The 23,874-nt window shown below is 72.9% G+C and carries 22 protein-coding genes; 12 read left to right on the top strand and 10 right to left on the bottom strand.

Annotated features, from left to right (window positions below; genetic code table 11):
- The first annotated feature begins 155 nt into the window (after positions 1 to 155).
- The 7 genes from yajC (at position 156) to ACWGKI_RS10265 (ending at position 9,316) form a co-directional block, all read left to right on the top strand.
- The gene (yajC, locus tag ACWGKI_RS10295) at positions 156 to 605 is read left to right on the top strand and encodes a preprotein translocase subunit YajC (protein WP_380242079.1); all 450 of its coding nucleotides are present in this window, start codon (positions 156 to 158) and stop codon (positions 603 to 605) included.
- A 128-nt stretch (positions 606 to 733) separates the two neighbouring features.
- The gene (gene secD / locus ACWGKI_RS10290) at positions 734 to 2,878 is read left to right on the top strand and encodes a protein translocase subunit SecD (protein ID WP_452186712.1); all 2,145 of its coding nucleotides are present in this window, start codon (positions 734 to 736) and stop codon (positions 2,876 to 2,878) included.
- Positions 2,878 to 3,975 (top strand): protein translocase subunit SecF, encoded by a 1,098-nt coding sequence (gene secF / locus ACWGKI_RS10285; RefSeq protein WP_380242084.1) that lies wholly within the window; start codon positions 2,878 to 2,880, stop codon positions 3,973 to 3,975. Before secD ends, secF begins: the two co-directional genes overlap by 1 nt.
- A gap of 17 nt (positions 3,976 to 3,992) precedes the next feature.
- Positions 3,993 to 4,595 carry an adenine phosphoribosyltransferase gene (locus ACWGKI_RS10280; RefSeq protein WP_380242085.1) on the top strand — a complete coding sequence of 201 codons (603 nt, stop codon included), beginning with the start codon at positions 3,993 to 3,995 and terminating at the stop codon, positions 4,593 to 4,595.
- A 53-nt stretch (positions 4,596 to 4,648) separates the two neighbouring features.
- Positions 4,649 to 7,027 carry a RelA/SpoT family protein gene (locus ACWGKI_RS10275; RefSeq protein WP_380242087.1) on the top strand — a complete coding sequence of 793 codons (2,379 nt, stop codon included), beginning with the start codon at positions 4,649 to 4,651 and terminating at the stop codon, positions 7,025 to 7,027.
- Positions 7,028 to 7,508: 481 nt separating this feature from the next.
- Positions 7,509 to 8,678: an ATP-dependent DNA ligase gene (locus ACWGKI_RS10270; protein WP_380242090.1), complete on the top strand. Its 1,170-nt coding sequence runs from the start codon at positions 7,509 to 7,511 to the stop codon at positions 8,676 to 8,678.
- A gap of 83 nt (positions 8,679 to 8,761) precedes the next feature.
- A complete protein-coding gene (locus ACWGKI_RS10265; RefSeq protein ID WP_380242092.1) occupies positions 8,762 to 9,316 on the top strand; it encodes a dihydrofolate reductase family protein in 555 nt (184 codons plus the stop codon).
- Positions 9,317 to 9,329: 13 nt separating this feature from the next.
- Here the strand turns inward: ACWGKI_RS10265 and ligD are convergent, their stop codons facing one another.
- The 4 genes from ligD to ACWGKI_RS10245 form a co-directional block, all read right to left on the bottom strand.
- Entirely contained in the window at positions 9,330 to 10,418 is a 1,089-nt protein-coding gene (gene ligD / locus ACWGKI_RS10260; RefSeq protein ID WP_380242094.1) for a non-homologous end-joining DNA ligase, read from the bottom strand.
- 10 nt (positions 10,419 to 10,428) lie between these two features.
- Positions 10,429 to 11,091, bottom strand: a complete 663-nt coding sequence (locus ACWGKI_RS10255) for a hypothetical protein (RefSeq protein WP_380242096.1) — start codon at positions 11,089 to 11,091, stop codon at positions 10,429 to 10,431.
- Between the two features lie 221 nt (positions 11,092 to 11,312).
- Positions 11,313 to 13,094, bottom strand: a complete 1,782-nt coding sequence (locus ACWGKI_RS10250) for a DUF349 domain-containing protein (RefSeq protein ID WP_380242098.1) — start codon at positions 13,092 to 13,094, stop codon at positions 11,313 to 11,315.
- Positions 13,091 to 13,882 (bottom strand): peptidylprolyl isomerase, encoded by a 792-nt coding sequence (locus ACWGKI_RS10245; RefSeq protein WP_452186708.1) that lies wholly within the window; start codon positions 13,880 to 13,882, stop codon positions 13,091 to 13,093. Before ACWGKI_RS10245 ends, ACWGKI_RS10250 begins: the two co-directional genes overlap by 4 nt.
- Before the next feature lie 132 nt (positions 13,883 to 14,014).
- Here ACWGKI_RS10245 and ACWGKI_RS10240 point away from each other — a divergent pair, with 132 nt between their 5' ends.
- Both ACWGKI_RS10240 and hisS read left to right on the top strand, forming a co-directional pair.
- On the top strand, positions 14,015 to 14,707 hold the full coding sequence (locus ACWGKI_RS10240) for an MBL fold metallo-hydrolase (protein WP_452186706.1): 693 nt from the start codon (positions 14,015 to 14,017) through the stop codon (positions 14,705 to 14,707).
- Between the two features lie 71 nt (positions 14,708 to 14,778).
- Entirely contained in the window at positions 14,779 to 16,182 is a 1,404-nt protein-coding gene (gene hisS / locus ACWGKI_RS10235) for a histidine--tRNA ligase (protein WP_452186704.1), read from the top strand.
- A 6-nt stretch (positions 16,183 to 16,188) separates the two neighbouring features.
- Here hisS and ACWGKI_RS10230 read toward each other — a convergent pair whose 3' ends face one another.
- On the bottom strand, positions 16,189 to 16,572 hold the full coding sequence (locus ACWGKI_RS10230) for a VOC family protein (protein WP_452186702.1): 384 nt from the start codon (positions 16,570 to 16,572) through the stop codon (positions 16,189 to 16,191).
- Positions 16,573 to 16,766: 194 nt separating this feature from the next.
- Between ACWGKI_RS10230 and ACWGKI_RS10225 the strand changes: the two genes are divergently transcribed.
- From ACWGKI_RS10225 to ACWGKI_RS10215, 3 genes are all read left to right on the top strand, one after another.
- Entirely contained in the window at positions 16,767 to 17,342 is a 576-nt protein-coding gene (locus tag ACWGKI_RS10225) for a hypothetical protein (protein WP_380242108.1), read from the top strand.
- Positions 17,343 to 17,411: 69 nt separating this feature from the next.
- Positions 17,412 to 18,482, top strand: a complete 1,071-nt coding sequence (locus ACWGKI_RS10220; protein WP_452186700.1) for a hypothetical protein — start codon at positions 17,412 to 17,414, stop codon at positions 18,480 to 18,482.
- Between the two features lie 47 nt (positions 18,483 to 18,529).
- A complete protein-coding gene (locus ACWGKI_RS10215) occupies positions 18,530 to 20,698 on the top strand; it encodes an intein-containing Rv2578c family radical SAM protein (RefSeq protein ID WP_452186698.1) in 2,169 nt (722 codons plus the stop codon).
- Between the two features lie 37 nt (positions 20,699 to 20,735).
- On the opposite strand, the gene ACWGKI_RS10210 is transcribed toward ACWGKI_RS10215, so the two are convergent.
- The 5 genes from ACWGKI_RS10210 to ACWGKI_RS10190 form a co-directional block, all read right to left on the bottom strand.
- Positions 20,736 to 21,071 carry a hypothetical protein gene (locus tag ACWGKI_RS10210; protein ID WP_452186696.1) on the bottom strand — a complete coding sequence of 112 codons (336 nt, stop codon included), beginning with the start codon at positions 21,069 to 21,071 and terminating at the stop codon, positions 20,736 to 20,738.
- Between the two features lie 5 nt (positions 21,072 to 21,076).
- On the bottom strand, positions 21,077 to 21,550 hold the full coding sequence (locus ACWGKI_RS10205; protein ID WP_380242118.1) for a PPOX class F420-dependent oxidoreductase: 474 nt from the start codon (positions 21,548 to 21,550) through the stop codon (positions 21,077 to 21,079).
- Positions 21,551 to 21,611: 61 nt separating this feature from the next.
- Complete coding sequence (locus ACWGKI_RS10200; RefSeq protein ID WP_452186694.1) at positions 21,612 to 22,823, bottom strand: SseB family protein; 1,212 nt, start codon at positions 22,821 to 22,823, stop codon at positions 21,612 to 21,614.
- 35 nt (positions 22,824 to 22,858) lie between these two features.
- A complete protein-coding gene (locus ACWGKI_RS10195; RefSeq protein ID WP_380242122.1) occupies positions 22,859 to 23,245 on the bottom strand; it encodes a hypothetical protein in 387 nt (128 codons plus the stop codon).
- A gap of 95 nt (positions 23,246 to 23,340) precedes the next feature.
- A partial coding sequence (locus ACWGKI_RS10190; RefSeq protein WP_452186692.1) for a hypothetical protein occupies positions 23,341 to 23,874 on the bottom strand: 534 nt, incomplete at its 5' end.

The raw sequence follows: 23,874 nt of genomic DNA, 5'->3' as shown, positions 1-23,874 counted from the left end.
GGTCCGGGCCGGAACTCGACGGGTGCCGTGCTCGTTGGGGCCCGTACGCACAGGTTCATGGGCAGACCTGGACCTGTGCCCGGCGCGCCGACCGGCGCGCCTCGACGCCCGCTGTCGAGCAGCGACCGCCGGGCAGCGACAGACAAGGACGCTCCGTGGACTTCTCCATCATCATTCTCTTCGTGGTCCTCGCCGGCCTCATGTTCTTCATGAGCTCGCGGTCGCGGAAGCAGCAGCGTGCGCAGCAGGAGTTCCGGTCGCAGCTCGCGCCGGGCCAGGAGGTCATGACCGGGTCCGGCCTCTTCGGCACGGTGGTGGAGATCGACGAGGCGAACGACACCGTCACCATCGAGTCGACCCCGGGCATGCAGACCCGCTGGCTCCGTGCCGCGATCGCGAAGCGCGTCGACGCGCCGGTCGAGGAGACCGCCGACGAGGCGGCCGAGACCGACGTCACAACCGACTCCGCCGCGACCGGTACGATCACCTCCGGCGACGGTCACATCGACGTCCCCGACGACCTGTCGAGCCTGGACACCGCGCAGCGGGAGTACCGGGAGCGCCAGCGTCGTGACGAGGGCGAGGCCGGCGGCAGCACGAAGTGACAGCAACAGCGACATGGGACGGCGGGCGCTCGCGCCCGGCGGCCTGACGACGCGCCGGTCGGGGTGATCCCGGCCGGCGCCCTCACGCGCCGGCTTCCCGGCGGCGCGCAGACGGGAAGAGACAGAAGTTGGCGAACTCACGCACGAAGCGGTCGCGTCCGGCGCGCACCCTCGTGGTCTTCACGATCCTGACGATCGTCCTGCCGTTCCTCGCGCTCGGGGCCGGCGTCTTCTGGGACGCCAAGTCCGACACCAACCCGGACGGTGCGAGCTTCGCGCCGGGCCTGGCGCTCGACCTGCAGGGCGGCACGCAGCTGATCCTCTCGGCGAACACCACCGACGGGTCCGAGGTCACGTCGGAGACGATCGACGAGTCGATCAACGTCATCCGGCAGCGCATCGACTCCTCGGGCGTCTCCGAGGCGGAGATCACCGCGCAGGGGTCTCAGAACATCGTCGTCGGCATCCCCGGCGAGGTGTCGCAGGAGACCATCGACCTGATCTCGCAGCCCGCCCAGATGCGCTTCCGCCCGGTGCTGACCTACGCCGCCGGGACGCCGACGCCGGAGCCGTCCGCCTCGCCGAGCGAGGACGCGGCCAAGGACGGCGCGACGTCCGACGACGCTGCCAAGGACGGCGCCACCAAGGACGACGCGACCGCTGACGAGAGCACGGACACGACCCCGAGCGGCAAGGGCGCCGGTGCGGCGGTCACGCTGCCCGCGGACCTCGCGGCGGACACCGACCCGACGGCCACCCCGACCGCGACGGCGACCGCCAAGGCGGCCGACGGTGCGTCTTCGGACCCCTCGCCGTCGTCGACGCCGGCCGAGGGCGACACCGCCGCGTCCGACCCGAGCGACCTCGCGCAGATCACGCCGGAGATCCAGTCGCAGTTCGAGAAGCTCGACTGCACCGACCCGGACAACCTCAAGGGCGGCGGCGGGGACGACCCCGACAAGCCCCTGGTGACCTGTGGCGAGGACGGCACAGTCAAGTACATCCTCGGCCCGATGGAGGTGGACGGCGTCCACATCTCGTCGGCCAGCTCCGGTCTGGTCCCGGGCCCGAACGGCACCACCACCAACGAGTGGGGCGTCTTCCTCAACTTCGACTCCGAGGGCACCAAGGAGTTCCGCGAGACCACCACGCGTCTCTCGGGCCTCGAGCAGCCGCGCAACCAGTTCGCGATCGTGCTCGACGGCCTGGTCGTCTCGGCCCCGTCGGTGAGCAACGCGATCACGGACGGGCGGGCGCAGATCTCGGGAAGCTTCACGCGCGACTCCGCGGCGACCCTCGCCAACCAGCTCAGCTTCGGCGCCCTGCCGGTGCAGTACACGGTGGAGAGCCAGGAGGTCATCTCCGCGACCCTCGGCTCCGAGCAGCTGCGCAACGGCCTCATCGCGGGCCTCATCGGCCTCGCGCTCGTCGTCGTGTACTCGCTGCTGCAGTACCGGACGCTGGGACTGCTCACGGTGGCGTCGCTCGTCGTCGCCGGTGTGATCACCTACCTGTCGATCGCGCTGCTCTCGTGGGGGATGGGTTATCGACTCTCCCTCGCGGGCGTCGCGGGCCTGATCGTGGCGATCGGCTTCACCGCGGACTCGTTCATCGTGTACTTCGAACGCATCCGCGACGAGCTGCGTGACGGGAGAACTCTGGCCTACGCCGTCCAGCGCGGCTGGTCCCGTGCGCGGCGCACGGTGCTCGCGGCGAAGGCCGTCAACCTCATCTCGGCCGTCATCCTGTACTTCCTCGCCGTCGGCGGCGTGCAGGGCTTCGCGTTCACGCTGGGTCTGACGACGATCATCGACGTCGCGGTCGTCTTCTGGTTCACGCACCCGATGATGGAGGTCATCACCAAGATCCCGTTCTTCCGGGACGGTCACCTCTGGTCGGGCCTGTCGCCCGAGCGGCTGCGCGCCGGCTCCGGCCCGCGGTACGTGGGCGCCGGCAAGGTCCGCGCGGCGCAGCCGGCCGTGGCCGGCGACGTCCCGACGGCCAAGGCTCCCGCGGACGCGCCGATCCCGGCGGAGACGGGGGCGCCTGCGGCGGCCACCACGCCGGAGCCCGTGCACAGCGGAGCGCGGCAGGCTTCCGCTCCGGCGACGGACGCCTCCGGGCGCCGCCTGACGATCGCGGAACGCCGCGCCGCCGAGCGGCGCGCGGCGGCCCAGGAGTCGGATCCCGGGGACGACGCGGGACCAGATGACGGCACGTCGCCCACGGCGACCGGCGAGAACTCGTCCGGAACGAATGAGGAGAGCCGCTGATGGCCGGCATGAACTTCGCCCAGTGGGGCAACGACCTCTACACGGGTCGCCGGTCGTACCCGATCGTCCAGCGCCGGGCACGCTGGTTCACGGTCGCCGGCGTGCTCGCGATCGCCTCGATCGCCGTGATCCTCATCAAGGGGCTCACCCTGGGCATCGACTTCCGGGGCGGCACCGAGTTCACGGTGAACGACGCCTCGTCGACCGAGCAGCAGATCGCGATCGACGTGGTGCACCAGGTGCTGCCGGACGAGGAGCCCCGCGTCGCGATCGTGGGCGGCTCGTCGGTCCGCGTGCAGACCGAGGAGGTGACGACCGAGCAGGAGTCGCAGATCGTCACCGATCTCGCGTCGGCCTACGACGTCGACGAGTCGGCGGTCACGACGTCCTTCGTCGGCCCGACCTGGGGGGCGGGCGTCTCGACGCGTGCCCTGTGGGGCACGGTCGTCTTCGTCCTGGCGGCCGCCCTGTTCATGGCCGTGTACTTCCGCGCCTGGCGGATGTCCGTGGCGGCGATCGTGGCGATGCTCGGCGACCTGCTCATCTCGGCCGGCGTCTACGCGGCGATCGGCTGGGAGGTCACGCCGTCCACGATCATCGGCTTCCTGACGATCCTCGGCTTCTCGCTGTACGACAAGATGGTCGTCTTCGACAAGGTCCGCGAGAACACGGCCGACGTGCTCACGCAGACCCGGAGCACCTACGCCGAGCGCGCGAACCTTGCGGTCAACCAGACGCTGGTCCGGTCGATCAACACGTCCGTCGTGGCCCTGCTGCCCGTGGCGAGCATCCTGTTCGTCGGCGCGTTCCTGCTGGGTGCGGGCACGCTGCGCGACCTGTCGCTGTCCCTGTTCGTCGGCATCGCCGTCGGCGCGGCGTCGTCGCTGTTCCTCGCCACCCCGCTCGACGTCGCGCTGCGTGAGCGCGAGCCGCGCATCGCCGCGCACACGAAGGCGGTGCTCGAGGCCCGAGCCGGCCTGGTCGCCGAGGGCGGCCACGAGGCCGAGGTCGATGCCTACACGACCGGCTCGGCCCAGCTCGTGCCGGGGCAGCACCAGGGCAACCAGGCCCAGCCGCGCCGCAAGCGCGCGCGCTGAGGCGGGGGAAGGCCAGGATGACGGATTCCGCGACCGGCGCAGGCCGGCCCGACGACATCGTGCTCGACGGGCTGCGGGGGCTGGGCTCGGGACGCGCCGCGGAGATCCGCGCGCTGATCCGGGACGTGCCCGACTACCCGCACCCGCCCGTGGTGTTCCGGGACATCACCCCGTTGCTCGCGGACGGCCGGGCGCTGGCGGACGTCGTGGAGGCGTTCGCGCACCTGGTCGACGCGGACGGCGGCGTCGACGTCGTCGCGGGCATGGAGGCGCGTGGCTTCCTGCTGGGGGCGCCGCTCGCGACACGTCTCGGCGTGGGCTTCCTGCCGCTGCGCAAGGCGGGCAAGCTGCCGCCGCCGGTGGAGCGCGTGTCGTACGAGCTCGAGTACGGCTCGGCGTCCATCGAGCTGCGCACGGGAACACTCGAGACGGGTGCGCGTGTTCTTCTCGTCGACGACGTGCTCGCCACCGGCGGCACGGCGCGCGCGGCCGCCGAGCTGGTGGAGCGCTCGGGCGGTCAGGTGGTCGCCCTCGCGTTCCTGCTCGAGCTCGCCGGCCTGGGAGGACGCGACCGGCTGCCGGGCCGGACGGTCGAGGCTCTGCTGCGCGTGGAGTCGTAGACTTGCCGTCCCGGCCGTCGGTAACCCCGCGGTGGTTGCGGAAGGAGGCGCAGATGAGCGACGAGACGAAGGTCGCGCGCGCCGCTGCCGCGCCACAGGGGTCGGCGTCGCAGAGCGGCGCCTCCTCGAACCGCGGCGCGGGCTCGGGGCTGCGCGTGCGCAACCGCCTGGTGCGGCTCGGCGTACGCGGTGCCCCGCCCACCACGCCCGCCCTGGAGCCGGTGCTCCAGGCCGTGCGGACCAACCACCCGAAGTCGGACCTGTCCGTGCTGGAGCGTGCCTACGCGACGGCTGAGCGGTGTCACCGGGGCCAGGAGCGCAAGTCTGGCGACCCGTACATCACGCACCCGGTCGCCGTGGCGACGATCCTCGCCGAGCTCGGTTTCGACGGCGCGACCCTCGCGGCCGCGCTGCTGCACGACACGGTCGAGGACACCGACTACGGTCTCGACGAGCTGACACGCGAGTACGGCGAGGAGATCGCCATGCTCGTCGACGGCGTCACCAAGCTGGACAAGGTGAAGTACGGCGACGCCGCCCAGGCCGAGACCGTGCGCAAGATGGTCGTGGCGATGGCCAAGGACATCCGCGTGCTGGTCATCAAGCTCGCCGACCGGCTGCACAACGCCCGGACGTGGAAGTACGTCTCCGGCTCGTCGGCACAGCGCAAGGCGCGCGAGACGCTGGAGATCTACGCGCCCCTGGCCCACCGGCTGGGCATGAACACCATCAAGTGGGAGCTGGAGGACCTGTCCTTCCAGACCCTCTACCCGAAGGTGTACGACGAGATCGTGCACCTGGTGGCCGAGCGCGCCCCCGCTCGCGAGGAGTACCTGTCGGTCGTGCGCGAGCAGATCTCCGCCGACCTGCGCAGCGCGAAGATCAAGGCCACCGTCACGGGGCGGCCCAAGCACTACTACTCGATCTACCAGAAGATGATCGTGCGCGGGCACGACTTCGCGGAGATCTACGACCTCGTCGGCACGCGCGTCCTCGTGGACACGGTGCGGGACTGCTACGCGGTGCTCGGCGCGCTCCACGCGCGCTGGAACCCGGTCCCGGGCCGCTTCAAGGACTACATCGCGATGCCGAAGTTCAACCTGTACCAGTCGCTGCACACGACGGTCGTGGGCCCGGGCGGCAAGCCGGTCGAGATCCAGATCCGCACGCACGACATGCACCGCCGCGCGGAGTACGGCGTCGCGGCGCACTGGAAGTACAAGCAGATGGCGGCCGGGGTCAAGACCGGCGCGACCGACGACCCGCGCGCCAACGACATGGCGTGGCTGCGCCAGCTCGTGGACTGGCAGCGCGAGACCGCGGACCCGAGCGAGTTCCTCGACTCCTTGCGCTACGAGATCGGTGGCGCGGAGGTGTACGTCTTCACGCCGAAGGGCGAGGTGATGGCGTTGCCCGCCGACGCCACGCCCGTCGACTTCGCCTACTCGGTGCACACCGAGGTCGGGCACCGCACGATGGGCGCGCGTGTCAACGGCCGGCTCGTCCCGCTCGACTCGACGCTGCAGAACGGCGACACGGTCGACATCCTCACCTCCAAGGCGGAGTCCGCCGGGCCGTCGCGCGACTGGCTCGCCTTCGTGAAGTCGGCGCGCGCCCGCAACAAGATCCGCCAGTGGTTCACCAAGGAGCGGCGCGAGGAGGCGATCGAGCAGGGCAAGGACGCCATCACGAAGGCGATGCGCAAGCAGAACCTGCCGATCCAGCGTCTCCTCAGCCACGAGGCGCTCGTGGGTCTGGCGAACGACATGCGCTACGCCGACGTGTCCGCCCTGTACGCGGCCGTCGGTGAGGGGCACGCCTCGGCGCCGCACGTCGTGGACATGCTGGTCAAGTCCTTGGGCGGCGAGGAGGGTACCGAGGAGGACGCGGCCGAGGTCGCGCGCCCCGGGCGGCCCACACGGCGCGGCCGGACGGGCGACCCCGGCGTGGTGGTCAAGGGCGTCGACGACATCTGGGTGAAGCTGGCCAAGTGCTGCACCCCGGTGCCGGGGGACGCCATCGTCGGCTTCGTGACCCGCGGCGCGGGCGTGAGCGTGCACCGTGCGGACTGCGCCAACGCCGAGCAGCTGACGAAGGCCCAGCCGGAGCGCATGGTCGACGTGAGCTGGACGACCGGCGCCAACACGATGTTCCTGGTGCAGATCCAGGTCGAGGCGCTCGATCGCTCCCGGCTGCTCTCCGACGTCACGAAGGTGCTGTCGGACTACCACGTCAACATCCTGTCGGCCACCGTCACCACCTCGACCGACCGGATCGCGCTGTCGAAGTTCGTCTTCGAGATGGCCGAGCCCGGGCACCTCCAGCAGGTGCTCACCGCGGTGCGCAAGGTGGACGGCGTGTTCGACGTCTACCGCATCACGGGGACGAAGGCGGCCGAGGTGCATCAGGCGCAGGATTCGGCGAACAGCTGAGCGCGACAGCGGTCGCGGGTCGTTCGGTGACTGGTGATATCGACCTCTTTGCTGCTGCAATTCGACACTGAAATACGTGCCGACATTCCTCCTAGGTACGCGCCCGCCGTCTGGCAGAGTTGCTCGTGTTCGGGTGACTGACTGTCGGATGACCTCCGTCGAGCACCTCTCAGTCAAGCCCGATAGCGCCTGCCTGATGTCGTGACGGAGGATCGATGAGACCGCCTTTTACCCCGGGCGACGGGGTGCATGAAGAGATCGTGCTCGCGTCTCGCATCCAGAGCACGCCGTTTCGGCGCTGGCAGCGACGCGTGAAAGTGGCGGGTGTCGCTCTGCTGGTGGGATCGTCTGCGTGCTGCATCGTGCTCGCGGTCTTGGCGAACCTGTGATCACTGCAGGGGTCGAGTGCGTCTAGCGCAGGGTGCTTCCCGCGAGTTGCCGATCACCAGCCTTCTTGCGGTGTCGGCGGTAACGTCGGGGCATGACGCTGCCGCTCGAGCCGCCGGTGCTGCCCATGCTCGCCAAGTCGGTGCCGGACGTGCCGGACCAGACCGAGGACGGCGCCGGATGGGTCTACGAGCCGAAGTGGGACGGCTTCCGCGCCCTCGTGTTCCGCGACGGCGACGACGTGCGGATCGACTCCCGCAACGCCCGCCCGATGCAGCGCTACTTCCCGGACGTCGTGGAGGCCGTGCGCGCAGCACTGCCGGAGCGGTGCGTGGTCGACGGTGAGATCGTCGTCGCCCGGCCGGGGGACGGCACCGACGGGACCGCCGCGCACCTCGACTTCGACGCCCTCGGCCAGCGCATCCACCCGGCCGAGTCGCGGGTGCGGCTCCTCGCCACCGAGACCCCGGCGAGCCTCGTCGTCTTCGACGTCCTCGCCCTGGACGACGAGGACCTGAGCGGCCGGCCGCTGCGCGAACGGCTCGCGGTCCTGGACGGTCTCGGCCTCGACGGCCCCCAGGTGCACGCCACGCCCCGCACGCAGGACGCCGCCGTCGCACGCGACTGGTTCGCGACGTTCGAGGGTGCCGGGCTGGACGGCGTCGTCGCGAAACGGCTCGACGAGCCGTACCAGCCGAACAAGCGTGCTCTGCTGAAGATCAAGCACGCCCGCACGGCCGACGTCGTCCTGGCGGGCTACCGGCTGCACAAGACGTCGACCGCCGAGAAGCCCCTGATCGGTTCGCTGCTGCTGGGTCTCTACGGCGAGGAGGGGGACCCCGAGAGCCTCCAGTTCATCGGCGTCGCCGCGTCGTTCCCCGCGGCGCGCCGTGCCGCGCTGCACGCCGAGCTCGCGCCCCTCGTCGTCGAGCCCGGCAGCGAGGCCGCCGCCCAGCACCCGTGGGCCGACTGGCAGGACCCGGCGGTCGCCGACGGCAGCGCGGGGGAGCGACGCCCCGGCGCGCAGTCACGGTGGAGCGCCGGCAAGGACCTCTCCTTCACCCCGCTGCGCGTGGAACGCGTGCTGGAGGTCGGGTACGACCACATGGAAGGCAGCCGGTTCCGCCACACCGCGCAGTTCAAGCGCTGGCGGCCCGACCGCGAGCCCACCTCCTGCACGTACGCCCAGCTGGAGGAGCCGGTCGGCTACGACCTGGCGAGCCTCCTGCCGGGTGCCCCCGGCACCGCTCGCCCCAGGACGTGACGGCGCACCGACCGCGCCGATGAGTCGCGGCGGTCAACGGCGTCTGAGAGACGGTAACGACCGCGAGACACCGGGAGGCAGACATGGGGACTCTGAGGTACGGGCTGATGAGCTGCTCGCTGGACGGCTACGTCGCCGACGGCGACGGCCGGTTCGACTGGGGCGCACCCGACGAGGAGGTGCACGCGTTCATCAACGACCAGGTGCGGGACGTGCGGACGTTCGTCGTGGGGCGGAACATGTTCGAGACGATGCGCGTGTGGGACACGTGGCCGCCCGGCCAGGGCGAGGCGGAGGACGAGTTCGCCGAGATCTGGCGGGGCATCGACAAGATCGTCTGCTCCGACAGCCTGGGCACCGTCGACGCGCCGCGCACGACGCTCGAACCACGCCTGACCCCCGAGCGGCTCGCACAGATCGTGGCGGCCACCGACGGCGTCGTGGAGATCTCCGGGCCGACGACGGCGGCCGGGGCGCTGCGAGCAGGCCTGGTCGACGAGCTGACCGTGCGGGTGGTCCCGTACGTCGCCGGTTCCGGTCTGAGCCTGCTGCCGGGCGGCATGCAGACGTCCCTCGTCCGCGCCGACTGCCGACCGCTCGGCGACGGCTCGGTCTTCCTCAGCTACACGCGCCCGTGACGGCTGCGCCCGCTCAGGCGCGCTTGCGGTCGGTGTCCCGGCTCGGCTGCACCCGCTTCGGCTCGCCCGGCATCTTCGGGTACTCCGGGGGATAGGGCAGGTCGCCGAGGCCGTGCTCCTCCTCGTCGCGGCGTGCCAGATCGAGCGCGGCGTCGAGCGAGCAGTCCAGCGCCGGGTCACGGTCGGCGCGCAGGGCGGCGAAGAGGTCACCTCGCTCGGCGAAGCGTGCGGGCACGGTCGTCACGTCGAAGTCGTCCGGGTGGACCTGGCCGACCTCGTCCCACTCCAGAGGCGTCGAGACGGTGGCGCGCTTGTTCGCGCGCACCGAGTACGCCGACGCGATGGTCCGGTCGCGGGCCATCTGGTTGTAGTCGACGAAGATCTTGACGCCGCGCTCCTCCTTCCACCACTTCGTGGTGACCTGGTCGGGCATGCGGCGCTCCAGCTCGCGACCGACGGCGATCGTGGCGCGTCGCGCCTGCTGGAACGACCAGCGCGGTTCCAGCGGCACGAAGACGTGCAACCCGCGTCCTCCCGACGTCTTCGGGTACCCGGTGAGCCCGAGCTCGCCGAGGAGGTCGCGCAGGTGCGGGGCCACGGCGGCGGCGTCCTCGAACGAGGTCCCCGGCTGGGGGTCGAGGTCGATGCGCAGCTGGTCGACCGCCTCGACGTCCTCCCGGCGCACCGGCCACGGATGGAAGGTGAGGGTGCCGAGGTTCGCCGCCCAGGCGACGACGGCGAGCTCCGTCGGGGCCACCTCGTCCGCCGTCCGCCCGCTCGGGAAGGCGATCGTGGCCGTCTCCACCCAGTCCGGCGCCCCCTGCGGGAGGCGCTTCTGGTAGAAGGCGTCGCCGCGGTTGTCGGCCCGCGTGGCCATCACCGCCTCGGGCCACCACCCCTTGGGCCAGCGCTCCAACGTCGTGGGTCGGTGCAGCAGGGCACCCAGGATGCCGTCGCCGACGGACAAGAAGTACTCGACGAGCTCGCGCTTCGTGATCCCGGGACGGTCCGGCAGCTCGGGGAAGACGACGCGGTCGGGGCTGGAGACGCGCACGGCGCGTCCGGCGGCGTCGAGCTCGACGGCGGGTGCGGCGGAGGCCATGCGCCTCAACCTAGGCCAGCGGGGCGGCCGGCGCACGGAGGGACGGGTCGGGGCCGACCGTGTGCCCGCCCGACCGGGCGCGGGCGAGCACCCGCCGGGCCCGGGGCCGCCCGACGACACGGGCCCGCCGCTCCAGCAGCCGGGCGGCGTCGTGCAGGTCGAGCCCGCACGCCGCGGCGAGCGTGCGCGCCAGGTCGGCGGCCGCCTCGTCACCAGGGACATGGAGGGCGATGTCCACCACCGTCCGGAGCGGGGCCGTCACGCACGCGCGGCCCGGCTCAGGACCCGGCACGACTCCCGGGTCGACCCCCGGGTCGAGACCCAGGTCGACGCGCAGGTCGACGCGCAGGTCGACGGTGTCGCCGCGCAGCAGCGGGGCCTGCCACACGAGACCGGCGCCCCAGATCTCGGGTCGGTGGCCGCCTGCGGGGTACGTGACGTCAAGACATCCCGCCGCCTGCGCCGCCAGGGGGCGCCCGGCGTGCACCCAGGCCGCGCTGCGACCGGCGAGCACGCCGCCGGTCGGCAGCTCGGCCGCCAGCACGGCCGCCCGCAGGGACGGCGTCACCGGCGTCCCCGCCGGTACGGCGGCGTCACCGCGGAGCACCTCTAGGGCGCCGTCGCGCACCAGGACGTCCCACGCCGCGCGCCCACCGACGTCGTGCGGACGCACCAGGGACCGTGCGGCACGGCCGGGCGGTGCGAGCAGGGATCCCAGGCGGCGGGTGCCGTCCGGTCGTCTGGCGTCGCGTCTGGTGCCCGGGCCCGAGGGAGGCGCGGACGCGGTGGCCGAGCGGGGGACAGGGGACAGGACGGCGAAGGGGCCCACGACCGGAAGGTATCCGGTCGCGGGCCCCGTCGCGGGCGGCCTGTGGACGGCCGCGGCGCGCAGCGTCAGCCGCGGGTCTCCTCGGCCGCGCGGACCACCTGCTCGAGCCATGCCCGGCGCGCGGCGAGGGCTGCCTCGGCGTCCTCGATCCGGCGGGCGTCGCCGGACTCGCGCGCCTTCGCGAGGTCACGCTCGAGCCCCTCGATCGCAGCCTCGAGCTGCGCCGCCGCGCCTTCGGCCCGGGCACGGGTCTCGGGGTTGGTGCGGTCCCAGCGTGCCTGCTCGGCGTTGCGGACCGCGGTCTCCACGGCCCGCATCCGCCCCTCGACGCGCTGCACGTCACCGCGAGGAACCTTGCCGGCGTCCTCCCAGCGCTCCTGCAGGTCTCGCAGCGCCGCCTTGGCCGCAGCCAGGTCGGACACCGGCAGCAGCGCCTCCGCCTCGACGAGCAGCGCCTCCTTGACCTGGAGGTTCTGCGCGTACTCGGCGTCGATCGCCGCGTTCTCCGCGTCGCGGGCGCCGAAGAAGGCGTCCTGCGCGGCCCGGAACCGGGCCCACAGGGCGTCGTCGTCCTTGCGGCTGGCGCGGCCGGCGGCCTTCCAGCGCGTCATGAGGTCGCGGTAGGCCGCCGCGGTGGCGCCCCAGTCGGTGTGGCTCTGCAGGGCCTCCGCCTCGGCGACGAGCTTCTCCTTCTCGGCCTTGGCCGTGCTGTTGCGCTGCTCGAGGTCGGCGAAGAAGTGCCGCCGCTCGCGGTCGAACGCCGTGCGGGCGTGGCTGAACCGCTTCCAGAGGGCCTCTTCGGTCGGACGGTCGATGCGCGGGCCGTTGCGCTGCGCGTCCTTCCACTGGTCCAGGAGCGCGCGCAGCTCTTCGCCCGCGGGACGCCACTGCATCTTCGCGGGGTCGGTGCCGGCGATCTTCTCGGCCGACTCGACGATCGTGGTCCGTGCCGCGACCGCCTCCGCCTTCGCGGCCGCACGCTCCTGCTCGAGCGCGGCACGACGCTCCGCCGCACGGCCCTTGAGGCCCTCGACGCGGGCGCGCAGGGCGTCCAGGTCGCCGACGGCGGCAGGCTCGCCGGTCTCCTCGGCCAGCTTCGCGAGGGTCTGGTCGATCTCGCGCACCGACAGGTCGGCGCTGTCCAGGCGCGTCTCGAACAGCGCGACCTTGGCGTCGAGGTCGAGGTACCGGCGCACGTACAGGCTCATGGCCTCGGAGGCGCCCACGCCGGGGAACTGCCCGACCTGACGCTCGCCGGCGGCCTCCCGCACGTAGACGGTGCCGTCCTCGTCCACACGGCCGAACGCCTCGGCCGCAGCCGCCTGGGCGGCGTCGTGCGCGGGCGGCGCGACGGGCGCCGCGGGCGTGGTCGCCTCGGCCGCCGGGACGTTCGCGGGCGTCGGGGCGCCGGGCCGGCGCAGCGCGGACGGCTTCGGAGCGCCCGCGAGCCGGGACGGCTTCGGCACGGCCGAGGGCTTCGGCGCCGACGGCGCGTCCGCAGCCGCGTCAGCAGCCGCGGCCGGGGCGGAGGCCGGGGCGGAGGCCTCGGGCGCCGACCCGGTGGTCTCCGGGCTGGGAGCCGGCTCGGTCGCGGGCTCGGGAGCGGGCGCCGAGACGGGGGCCTCGGGCGTCGCGTCCGAGGCCTCGGGGTCCGGTGCGGCGGTCTCGGCCTCTGTGGCCTCCGCGACCTCTGCCTCGGCCGTCTGCGCCTCGGCGGGCTGCTCGTCGGCGGCCGGCGTCGGCGGGGTCGCCTCGTCCGGGGTCGTCTGCGATGGAGTCTCGGCCGTCTCCTCGGTGCCGGCCGGGGTGTCCTCGGGGCCGGTCGAGCCGGGGGTGCTCTCGCTCACTGGGTCTCCACTCCTTCGATGATGACGGGGTGCACGGGCGGGCCGTCGCCGGTCCCGTTCGTCTCACCCGCGTCAGCGACTGCCTGGACGGCGTCCAGGCCGGACGTGACGGTGCCGAGCACCGTGTACCCGCCCGCGGTGTCGGACGGGATGGTCGAATCCTTGTACACGACGAAGAACTGCGAGCCCATCGACTCGCCGTCGCCGCCGCTGCGCGCCATGGCCACGGTCCCGGCGGGGTACACGTTGTCCGCCGGCGCGTTCTCGATGGGGCCGTACGAGTAGCCGGGGCCGCCCGTACCGGTCCCCGTGGGGTCGCCGCACTGCAGCACGTAGATGCCCGCGGTGGTGAGCCGGTGGCACGGGGTGTCGTCGTAGTACCCGCGCTTCGCCAGGGACACGAAGCTCGCGACGGCCTGCGGTGCGGCGGCGCCGTCCAGCTCGAGGGCGACCGGCGACTCGGTGCCGTTCGCGCACAGGTCGAGCGTCGCGGTCCACGTGCGGTCCTCGGCGGCCGCGGGGGCCGGCAGGTCGCCGCCCGAGCGGGCGTCGGTCGACGCGGCGGGGCAGTCGCCTGCCGCCTGCGGCGTGGGGGAGGCCGCGGGGCCGGCCGCACTGCCGAGGTTCGCGACGACGAAGCCGCCGCCGACCAGCGCGAGGACGGCCACGATCGCCACGATCGCGAACGTCCGCTGCCGGCGGGCGCGTGCCTGCACCTGCACCTGCCGCTGCTCCCACTTCTCCTGCCGCTTGCGGGCGTACTCCCGCTCGCGCTTGGTGGCCGCCACCCTGGGGAACCTCCTCGGTCGTCCCGTCGCCGCACGGGAACTTCCGCGCGCGGGGGACAGTCTAGAGGCCGGGACGCAGGTCACACCCGCAGGGCCGACGGCGGTCGTCGGGTGCCCGCTAGCGTGGGCGCCGTGCGGATCCTTCTCGTCGTCGCCCCGGTCTTCGCGACCAACTGCTGCGTGGTGGTCGCCGGCCCCACCGGCCGCGACGCCGACTGCGTGGTCGTCGACGCCGGGGCCGGCACCGCCCCGGAAGTCGAGCGGCTGGTCACCGAGCGCGGGCTGACGCCGCGCGCCGTCCTCGCCACCCACGGTCACGTGGACCACACCTGGGACGCGGCAGCGCTGTGCGCACGCTACGACGTGCCGCTACGCCTGCACTCCGCCGACGCCTACCGGCTCACCGACCCGTTCGGCACGCTCGGCGTCGACGGCTCCGACCCGGGCGTGAGCGGCGCGCTCGCGCAGGCGCTCGCCGGCACCGGGAGGCAGGCCGACGACTACCGGGTGCCGGCGGCGGTGGAGCCGTTCGACGGCTCGAACGTCGACGTTGTGGCGGGCGGGGTCCGCCTGCGGGCGCTGCACGCGCCGGGGCACACCGAGGGCTCGACGTTGTTCGTGGCCCCCGGCGTCGTCCTCGCGGGCGACGTGCTGTTCCCGGGCGGGGTGGGCCGCACCGACCTGCCCGGCGGCGATCCCGCGATCATGGCGCGCACGCTGCGCGACGTCGTCGGACGCCTCGACCCCACGCTCGACGTCGTGCCCGGCCACGGTCCCACGACGACGGTCGGCCACGAGCTGGCGACCAACCCGTACCTGCGCTGACGCGCTCGCCGGCGTCCGTGGCCTGCGGACGGCCGCACCACGGGACCTCGCCGTCTGGGAAGATGTGCACCATGGCACGCCCCACCCCCCTCTCCGGCTTCCCCGAATGGCTCCCCGACGGTCGCGTCGTGGAGCAGCACGTGCTCGACACCCTGCGCCGCACCTTCGAGCTGCACGGGTTCGCCGGCATCGAGACCCGCGCGGTGGAGCCCCTCGACCAGCTGCTGCGCAAGGGAGAGACCTCGAAGGAGGTCTACGTGCTGCGGCGGCTGCAGGACGAGGCCGGCGCCGAGGGGGTCGCGGACCGCTCCGAGAAGCAGCTCGGCCTGCACTTCGACCTCACGGTCCCGTTCGCGCGCTACGTGCTCGAGAACGCAGGCCGCCTCGCGTTCCCCTTCAAGCGCTACCAGATCCAGAAGGTGTGGCGCGGCGAGCGCCCCCAGGACGGGCGCTTCCGCGAGTTCGTCCAGGCCGACATCGACGTCGTCGGTGCGGGCGAGCTGCCGTACCACTACGAGGTCGAGCTGCCGCTGGTCATGGCCGAGGCCCTCGGCGCGCTGCGCGACGTCGGCGTCCCCGAGGTCCGCATCCTGGTGAACAACCGCAAGGTCGCCGAGGGCTTCTACCGCGGCCTGGGCCTCGAGGACGTCGAGGGCGTGCTGCGCCAGGTCGACAAGCTCGACAAGGTCGGCCCGGAGTCGGTCGCCGAGCTCCTGCAGGCCGAGCAGGGGGCCACTCCCGAGCAGGCGAAGGCGTGCCTCGAGCTCGCCGCGATCGCGGGCGAGGACGTCGGGGTGGTCGAGCGCGTCCGGGCGCTCGCGGCCTCCTACGGGGCGGGCACCGAGCTGTTGGAGACCGGGCTGGGCGAGCTCGCCGCCCTGATCGAGGCGGCCGCCCGCCGGGCGCCGGGCGTCGTCGTGGCGGACCTCAAGATCGCGCGCGGCCTGGACTACTACACGGGTTCCGTCTACGAGACCGTCCTGGTCGGCCACGAGCAGCTCGGTTCGATCTGCTCGGGCGGCCGCTACGACACCCTCGCCTCGGACGGCAAGAACACCTATCCGGGCGTCGGCCTGTCCATCGGCGTCTCGCGCCTCGTCTCGCGCCTGCTGTCGGCTGGCCTGGTCGCGGCGACGCGAGGCGTCCCCACCGCGGTGCTGGTCGCGGTGAGCGACGAGGAGCACCGCTCGCAGTCCGACGCCGTGGCGACGGCGCTGCGTGCCCGCGGCATCCCGGCCGACGTCGCCCCCACCGCGGCGAAGTTCGGCAAGCAGATCAAGTTCGCCGACCGTCGCGGCATCCCGTTCGTCTGGTTCCCGGCCGGACCGGGTGCGGAGGGCGAGCCGGTCGCCGACGCGCTGGCGGGCCAGGTCAAGGACATCCGCTCGGGCGAGCAGGCGGACGCCCACGCCGGGTCGTGGGCGCCGCCGGCCGAGGACGTGCACCCGCGCGTCGTCCCCGCGGCGGCGGGCTGAGCGCTCTCAGGCCTCGATGAGCGCCACGACGTTGCCGGCGGGGTCGCGGAACCACGCGATGGTGGGTCCCTGGCGCGGGTCGTCGCTGCGCACCACGCCGTCGGCGTCCTGCGCGAAGCCGGGATAGCGCACGAGGTCGACCCCCGCCCCCTGCAGGTCCGCCGCCGCGGCGGCCACGTCGGGCACGACGAGGTTCAGGACCGTGTGGGCGGCCGGCTCGTGCGCGTCACCCTTGGGATAGACGAACACGGGCGTGCCACCGGTCACGTCGAGCTCGAGACCCATCGGCGTGCGCCGCGCCTCCAGCCGCAGGACGTCGCGGTAGAAGGACTCGGCCGCGTCGAGGTCGTCGACGGAAAAGCTGCTGAACGCGCGCTGCACGGTGAACACGGGACACACTCCTCAGGATCTTGTCGGGCCGGGCGGTCCCCGGCCCTGCGGGGTGGACCGCCGGGGGCGGGCGAACTGATCGCGAGCTGCCTGCGGGGGTTGTCCCCCGTCCACCCTGAGGCTCCCCTGAAAATCACCCTGATTCTGCGCCTGACCTGGCCGGACGGCCCTCAGGTGCCGCTACGGTGACGCTCGTGAGCATCTACGTCGTCCTGTCCCGCAGCAGCACCGTCCTGTCCCGGACGATCCGCCTGGCGACGCGGGACGAGTACACCCACGCGGCCCTGGCGCTCGACGCCGACCTCGAGCTCATGTTCAGCTTCGGACGGCGGCGCGCAGCCAACCCGTTCGTGGGGTGCTTCAAGCGTGAGCGGCTCGACGACGACCTGTACCGCGACATGCCAGAGCTGCCCGGCGTCGTGCTGGAGGTGCCGGTCACCCCCGCGCAACGGGAGCTCGTCTGCGGACAGGTGTCCGAGTTCCTCCTCGACAGCCACACCTACACCTACAACGCCCCGGGGCTCGTGAGCGGGCTGTTCGGCCGCGGCTCCGAGGACGACCGGCGGTTCTTCTGCTCGGAGTTCGTGTACCAGGTGCTGCACGGCGCCGGGGTCTGCGACCTGGGCCTGCCGCGCTGGAAGGTGCGCCCCCAGACGCTGCTGCAGGTTCCGGGGAGCGTCGCCTTCCGGGGCGACCTCAAGCGGTACGTCGCCCAGCGCGGGCCGGTGCCGGCCGCCTCGCTGTCGTTCCGCTGGCCGGTGCCCGCCTGAGGGTCCCGCCGCCCGCGGGTGTGACCCGCCCGTCGGGATGCACCCAGCGCGGCGTGGGACCGTGGGGACATGCCGACACGAGTCCTCCTGCACGTGGGTGCACCCAAGTCCGGGACGACGTACCTGCAGTCGCGGCTGCACGCCAACCGACGCGAGCTGCGTCGGCACGACGTGCACTACCCGACCGGGCTGCTCGGTGAGCCGAGGCTGCACTACTGGGCGGCCCTCGACGTCACCGGCACCGACCACGGGGTCGATCCGCGCCGGGTGGACGGCGCGTGGGACCGGCTCGTGCGTCGGGTCCGCCGCACGCGCGGCGACGTCGTCCTCAGCCACGAGGTGCTCGCGAAGGCCACCGACGAGCAGGCCGCCCGCGCGATGGCGGACCTCGTCGCGACCGGGGCGGAGATACACGTCGTGCTCACGGCCCGCGACCTCGCACGCGAGCTCGCCAGCGGCTGGCAGGAAGCCCTCAAGTTCGGCGCCCGCACCACCCTGCGCTCCTACCTCGACGCGGCCCGCGAGGGACGGACCGCGTTCATGGCTGCCTTCGACCCGATCCGCGTGCTCACGGCCTGGGGCGCCGGGCTGCCCGCCGCGCAGGTGCACGTCGTGACCACGCCCCCGCCGGGCGGCGCGGCGGACCTGCTGTGGCCCCGGTTCCTGGCGGCCCTCGACGTCGACCCGGCCTGGGCGCCCCGCGAGGCCGACCGTGCGAACGCGTCGGTGGGGGTGCCGGAGGCGCAGGTGCTGCGCCGCCTCAACCGGCGACTGGGCGCGGACGCGAAGCGCGGCGGCGACCTGTCGCCCCTGGTCGACGGGATCGTCGTCGGGGACGCGCTCGCCCCGCGGCGCTCGCCCGGCATCACCGTCGGCCCGGACGACCACCCGTGGGTGGCCGAGCGCAGCGCGGCCTGGGTCGCGTGGCTGCGCGAGCGCGGCGTCACGGTGCACGGAGACCTGGACGACCTCTTGCCCCCGCCGCCGGCCGAGGACTGGACGGACCCCGACGCTCCACGGCCGCGCCAGGTGGCCGACGCCGCCCTGGACGTCGTGGAGGTGCTCCTCGCCGAGGTGCGCGACCGGCCGCTGCCGTGGCGCGAGCGCGTGCGGCGGGCGGTGCGACGCGCTCAGGGCTGACGACCGGGGCGCTGGACACCGGCTCGAACATCTGTTCGAATGATGGGGTGAGGTGGGATGGACAGGCGATCGCAGCGGACGACGGCGCGCTCCCCGGGCTGGAGCGGGCCAGCCTGGCACGCCTCGGCCTCGTGCGCACCGTCCGGACACCGGAGTTCCGGGACTTGGTGTTCCACGAGGTGATGGCGAAGAGCGCGCTCACCAAGGTGCCTGCCGCGTCGCGCATGCCCTTCGGGTGGACGATCAACCCCTACCGCGGCTGCAGTCATGCCTGCCGCTATTGCACCAGCCCCGACACGCTCGTCCTGATGGCCGACGGCCGCCAGAAGCCGATTCGCGACGTCCGAGTAGGCGACAAGGTCGTGGGTACCGTCATCCTCGGCGCATATCGGCGGTATGCCGAGACGTCGGTCGCTGCCGCGTGGCGCGTGGTCAAGAGGGCGTACCGCGTGACGTTGGCCGACGGGACGGAGATCGTCGCGAGCGGTGACCATCGCTTCCTCACGAGGGAGGGCGGGTGGAAGCATGTCGCGCGGCCGGGGCGGGGCGCGCCACAGCGTCCGTACCTGACGACGAACAACGCACTGATGGGGTTCGGCCTGGGCATGCCGACGACCGCGCGGTCCGAGCCGGGCGAGTCTCGTGAGTACCGCCTCGGCTACCTCACCGGCATGATTCGCGGCGACGGGATGCTCCTCGCCAAGGCCTATCCGACGGCCGACGGGCGAACCCGGCGCGTGACGCACTTCCGGCTCGCGCTGACCGACGCGGAAGCTCTGAACCGCTCGGCCGAGTACCTCGTTCTCGAGGGGATCGAGCTCAAGCGGCGGCCGTTCAGTCCGGCGACGACGACGAGGCGTGCCCTGGACTGCATCTACTCGGGCCGTCGTGCGGACTACGAGGCGATCAACCGCATCATCAGGTGGCCCGACGAGCCTGCCGACGAGTGGAAGCGCGGGTTCCTCGCAGGCATCTTCGACGCCGAGGTGTCGTGCTCGCGAGGCGTCCTGCGCATCGCCAACGGCGACGAGGAGATCCTCGCTCGATCGTGCGCCTACCTGGACGACCTCGGTGTGCCGAACGTTCGGGAGCGAGCGCGTGCGAACGGCGTCGCCACCGTACGGGTCACCGGAGGTCTCGCGGCCCGTCGCCGCTTCTGCCACGCCGTCGGCCCCGCGATCACGCGCAAGCTGACCATCGTCGGCGACGCGGTCAAGACCTCCAGCGACCTCAGGGTGCTGAGCGTCGAGGACCTCGGCATCGAGCAGGAGATGGTCGACATCACCACTGGCACCGGAGACTTCATCGCGAACGGCGTCGTCTCGCACAACTGCTTCGCCCGGCCCACGCACGAGTACCTCGACCTGGACGCGGGCCGGGACTTCGACTCGCAGGTCGTCGTGAAGATGAACGTCGACGCCGTGCTGCGCACGGAGCTGGCGCGCCCGTCGTGGCGGAGGGAACCCGTGGCGCTGGGCACCAACACCGACCCGTACCAGCGGGCCGAGGGCCGGTACCGCCTCATGCCCGGGATCATCAGGGCGCTCGCGGACTCGGGGACCCCGTTCTCCATCCTCACCAAGGGCACGCTGCTGCGTCGTGACCTGCCGCTCATCACCGACGCCGCGCAAAAGGTCGAGGTCGGGCTCGGCGTCTCCCTCGCGTTCGCCGACGAGGAGCTGCAGCAGGCGGTCGAGCCAGGGACTCCGACGCCGCGGGCGCGGCTCGACCTGATCCGGGCCGTGCGGGCGGCGGGGCTGCCGTGCGGTGTGATGGTGGCCCCGGTGCTGCCGTGGCTCACGGACTCCCGCGACCACCTGCGTCGCCTGCTGGACGCCGTCGCGGACGCCGGGGCCACGGGCGTCACGGTGATGCCGCTGCATCTCAAGCCGGGCACGCGCGAGTGGTACCTGCAGTGGCTCGAGCGGGAGCACCCTCGCGTGGTGGCGGGGTACGGACGGGTCTACGCCCGCGGCACCTATGCCCTGGACGCCTACCGGCAGTGGCTGTGGGACCGGGTCGAGCCGATGCTCGCGGAGCACGGGTTCGGGTCCTCGGGCCATCGGGCGCGGTCGGGAGCGACCGGCCGGTTCGAGGACGAGCTGCGCCCGCACGACGAGGGTGACTACCCGGCCGGCTCGATCGTCGAGCACCGGGCCGTCGAGCACCGCGCCGCACCGGGTGTGCCCGCCGTCTCGCAAGAGGCGCTGTTCTGAGGGTGCGCGACGCGGTCGGGTCCCCTCGTGGACAGGTTCAGGGCAGGGGAGCGACCCGCACGATCTGCGTCCGCGCGATCGCCCGGTCCCGGACGTCGAGCCGCGCCGTGCGGTCGGGGTCCGCCATGTAGGCGGAGAGCGCGGCGTCGTCCGGCATCTCGATCACCTGGACCTCGGTGGGGCCGCCGTCCGCCGCGCCCGCGTCGAGGGCGCGCACCCGGGACACGACGCGCCCGCCGTGCCGAGGGACCAGGGCGAGGACCTCCGACTCGTAGGAGGTGAGCAGGTCGGCCTCGCCCTCAGCGGCCCAGAGCAGGACGCACAGGGTGACGGCGGGCTGACCGTCGGACGCGGGGCGCGGCTCGCCCGCCACGGCGCTCACTTCCCGTCGACGAGGCGGGCCGGGAAGCCGCCGGTGGCGACCGGGCCCCAGCGCTCGATCGTGATCCGCACCACGCTCTTTCCCTGGCGCAGCATCGCCTCGCGGTACTCGTCCCAGTCGGGGTGCTCCTTGCCCGCGGCCGCGCGGTAGTACTCGACGAGGGGCTCGACCGAGTCGGGGACGTCGATCACCTCGGCCGTGCCGTCCACCTGCACCCACGAGTCGTCGAAGTCGTCACCGAGCGCGAGGAAAGACGCCTGCGGGCGGCGCCGGAGGTTCACGGCCTTCGCCCGGTCCGGGTAGGTGGACACGACGACGCGGCCGGCGTCGTCGACGCCGAACGTCACCGGGCTCAGCTGGGGCGTCCCGTCGCCCCGGGTGGTGACGAGCACGCCCTGGTGGCGGTCGCGCAGGAGACCGAGCAGCTCGTCGCGGGTGACGCGGGTGGTGGTGGCGATCTTCGGGGCCATGGGGAGTTCTCCTCTGATGATGGAAGGCGTGGTTGCCGCGGTCCGGTGCCGGGTCGGCACGTCAGGGGCCGGCGGGGACGGGCGCGTCGTCGGGCGCGTCGGTGGCGTCGATCGCGTCGCCGGGAAGGGGGCCGGGCGCGCTCAGGAGCCACTCGGTGGCGAACAGGACCTTGTCGGTGAGGCTGAGGATCGCGTCGCGGATCTCGACGTGCGGTGTCGAGAACGCGAGCCGAGCGACGGCCTGCGCACCGGGGGCGGGCGCCCAGTAGTCCACGAGCAGGAGCGGCACGTCCTGGCCGCCGAGCTCGGCCGACCCCGTGGCCACACGGACGTGCCGCAGGAACGGGCCGGACAGCGTCTCGGTCGTGGTGAGCTCTTCGCCGGGCGCGAGCCGCGGGTGCAGCCGGTCGTGGATGCGCTGGAGGTGGCTGACGCCGCCCGCCTCCGGGCCGAGGTCGTGCCAGTACAGCGTGAGGTTGAGCGCGAGCGCGGCGTCCTTGCCCGGCAGCACCAGGTAGGCCATGACCTGGCCACCCGCGGCGGCAGCCTTGGTCGCGACCGCCGTGAGCTGTTCGCGCAGGTCGCGCCGCAGCCCGGCCCCGCGGTCGCCCAGGGCCGCGCCCTGCTGCTTGACGATCGCGCGGATCTGCTGGTCGCGCAGCGCCTCGTCGTCGAGCTCGATCAGCGCCCAGTGGTCCGGGAGGTTGAGCTCGATGCCGATGCCGCGCGAGCCTCCGGGCTCGTCCACGCTGGCCATCGCGTGCAGGCCCTCGATGCCGATGCCGGCACCCGAGGTGTCGACCAGTCCGGTGGCGTCGGCGTCGGCGTTGTCGCCGTGGCCGAGCGCGTCGGTGAGGTCGGTCACGTCCAGGGTCATCGCGTGCGGGGCACCGGGATCGACGACGACCCGGTCGAGCACGGCGCCGTGCCGGTGCAGGAACGGCACCAGGGAGTCCCGCCGGCGGAGGCTGAAGGCGCGCACGGGGTCGTCGGCCAGGTACCGCTGGAGGGAGTCGGTGGTGGAGAAGAGGCACAGCGCGTAGGGCCGTGCCGAGCCGTCGGGGGCGGGGAAGACCCGTACCTGAGGGGTCCCGTCCTCGCGGTGGACGATCGGGACCAGGACCGGGTCGTCCCGGAGGGCACGACCGACGGCGCCCCGGTCGGCGGCGGCGAGGGCGAGCACGAGGGACGGCGAGCCCGCGCCGAAGCGTGACGTCGCTCCGGGGCTGCCGGGACCTGCGGGCACGGTGGGGGCGGGCGAGTCGTCCGTCATGGCCGATCGGGTCTCCTGGGTCGGGGACAGGGATGTCAGTAGAGCTCGCCGACGTTCTCCTCGTACCAGGCGCCGAGCTCCTCGGCCGTGACCCCCGGCGTCAGCTCGAGGTCGAAGGAGTACATCGAGTCGGACGCACGGACGGCGACATCGGCGGGGACGATCGAACGGAACCAGACGGCGACGTCGACTCCGGCCTGCGAGCTGCCGTCCACGGAGACGCCCCAGCCGCCGGCGGCGAACCACACCTCGACCTGGCGGTCCTCGTGCTCGAAGGTCCACCCGAGGTCGCGCATCTCCGACCCCTCCGACGGCAGCGACGTCGCGGCGATGCCGGGGATCTCCGCGAAGCGGGTGGTCAGGAACTCACGAGACGCCTCCCAGGACGAACGGTCCTCCAGGTAGGCGAGCATCTCGGCCATCGTCGTCTCCTCGTCGTGGCACGGTCCGGGCTGTCGGCCCGGCGCGGGTCGGTCGGTGGGTCGGTCGGTGCGGGGTCGTCCCTCGGGCCGGTGGCCTAGGGCGAGAGGATCACGCTCCCGGGGATGCCGAGGTCCGACAGCATCGTCGAGAAGTACGCGGCCCCGTCCGGGTGGTTCACGATGATCCGCAGGTCGGTGAACGAGGTTGCCGGGTCGCCGATCACAGCACCGTACCGGCTGATCTCGTCGACGGTGGAGGCGTTGATGAAGTCCGGTGCGGTGCCCGTGTACGGGCTGCTGGCGGCGTTCTCGATGTACTTGGCGTCGACCAGCGTGGTGCCGTCGATGCCGTCGGCCCAGACGCTCTTGCCGCCACCCGACACCTGAAACTCGATCAGCCCGGTGTGGGCCCGCTGGTAGTCGTAGGCGCGGGAGGTGAGGGTGCCCGGCTTCGCGTACTGCATCGGGGTGGTCCGCATCCCGCGGACGCCTCGCGCGGCGTGGGCGGCGGAGTTGTGGACGAGGACGGGCAGCTCGCCGGCCAGGACGTAGTAGTTGTGGTGCGTGGCGACGTGGAAGTTGTAGACCGTGACCGGGCCGTCGGGGTCGTGCTCGTCGCGGTGCTCGAT

The sequence above is a fragment of the Isoptericola sp. NPDC055881 genome (genome assembly GCF_053615895.1).
Note: the sequence above shows the minus strand (reverse complement) of the source record. Positions and strands in the feature narration are given on the sequence as shown.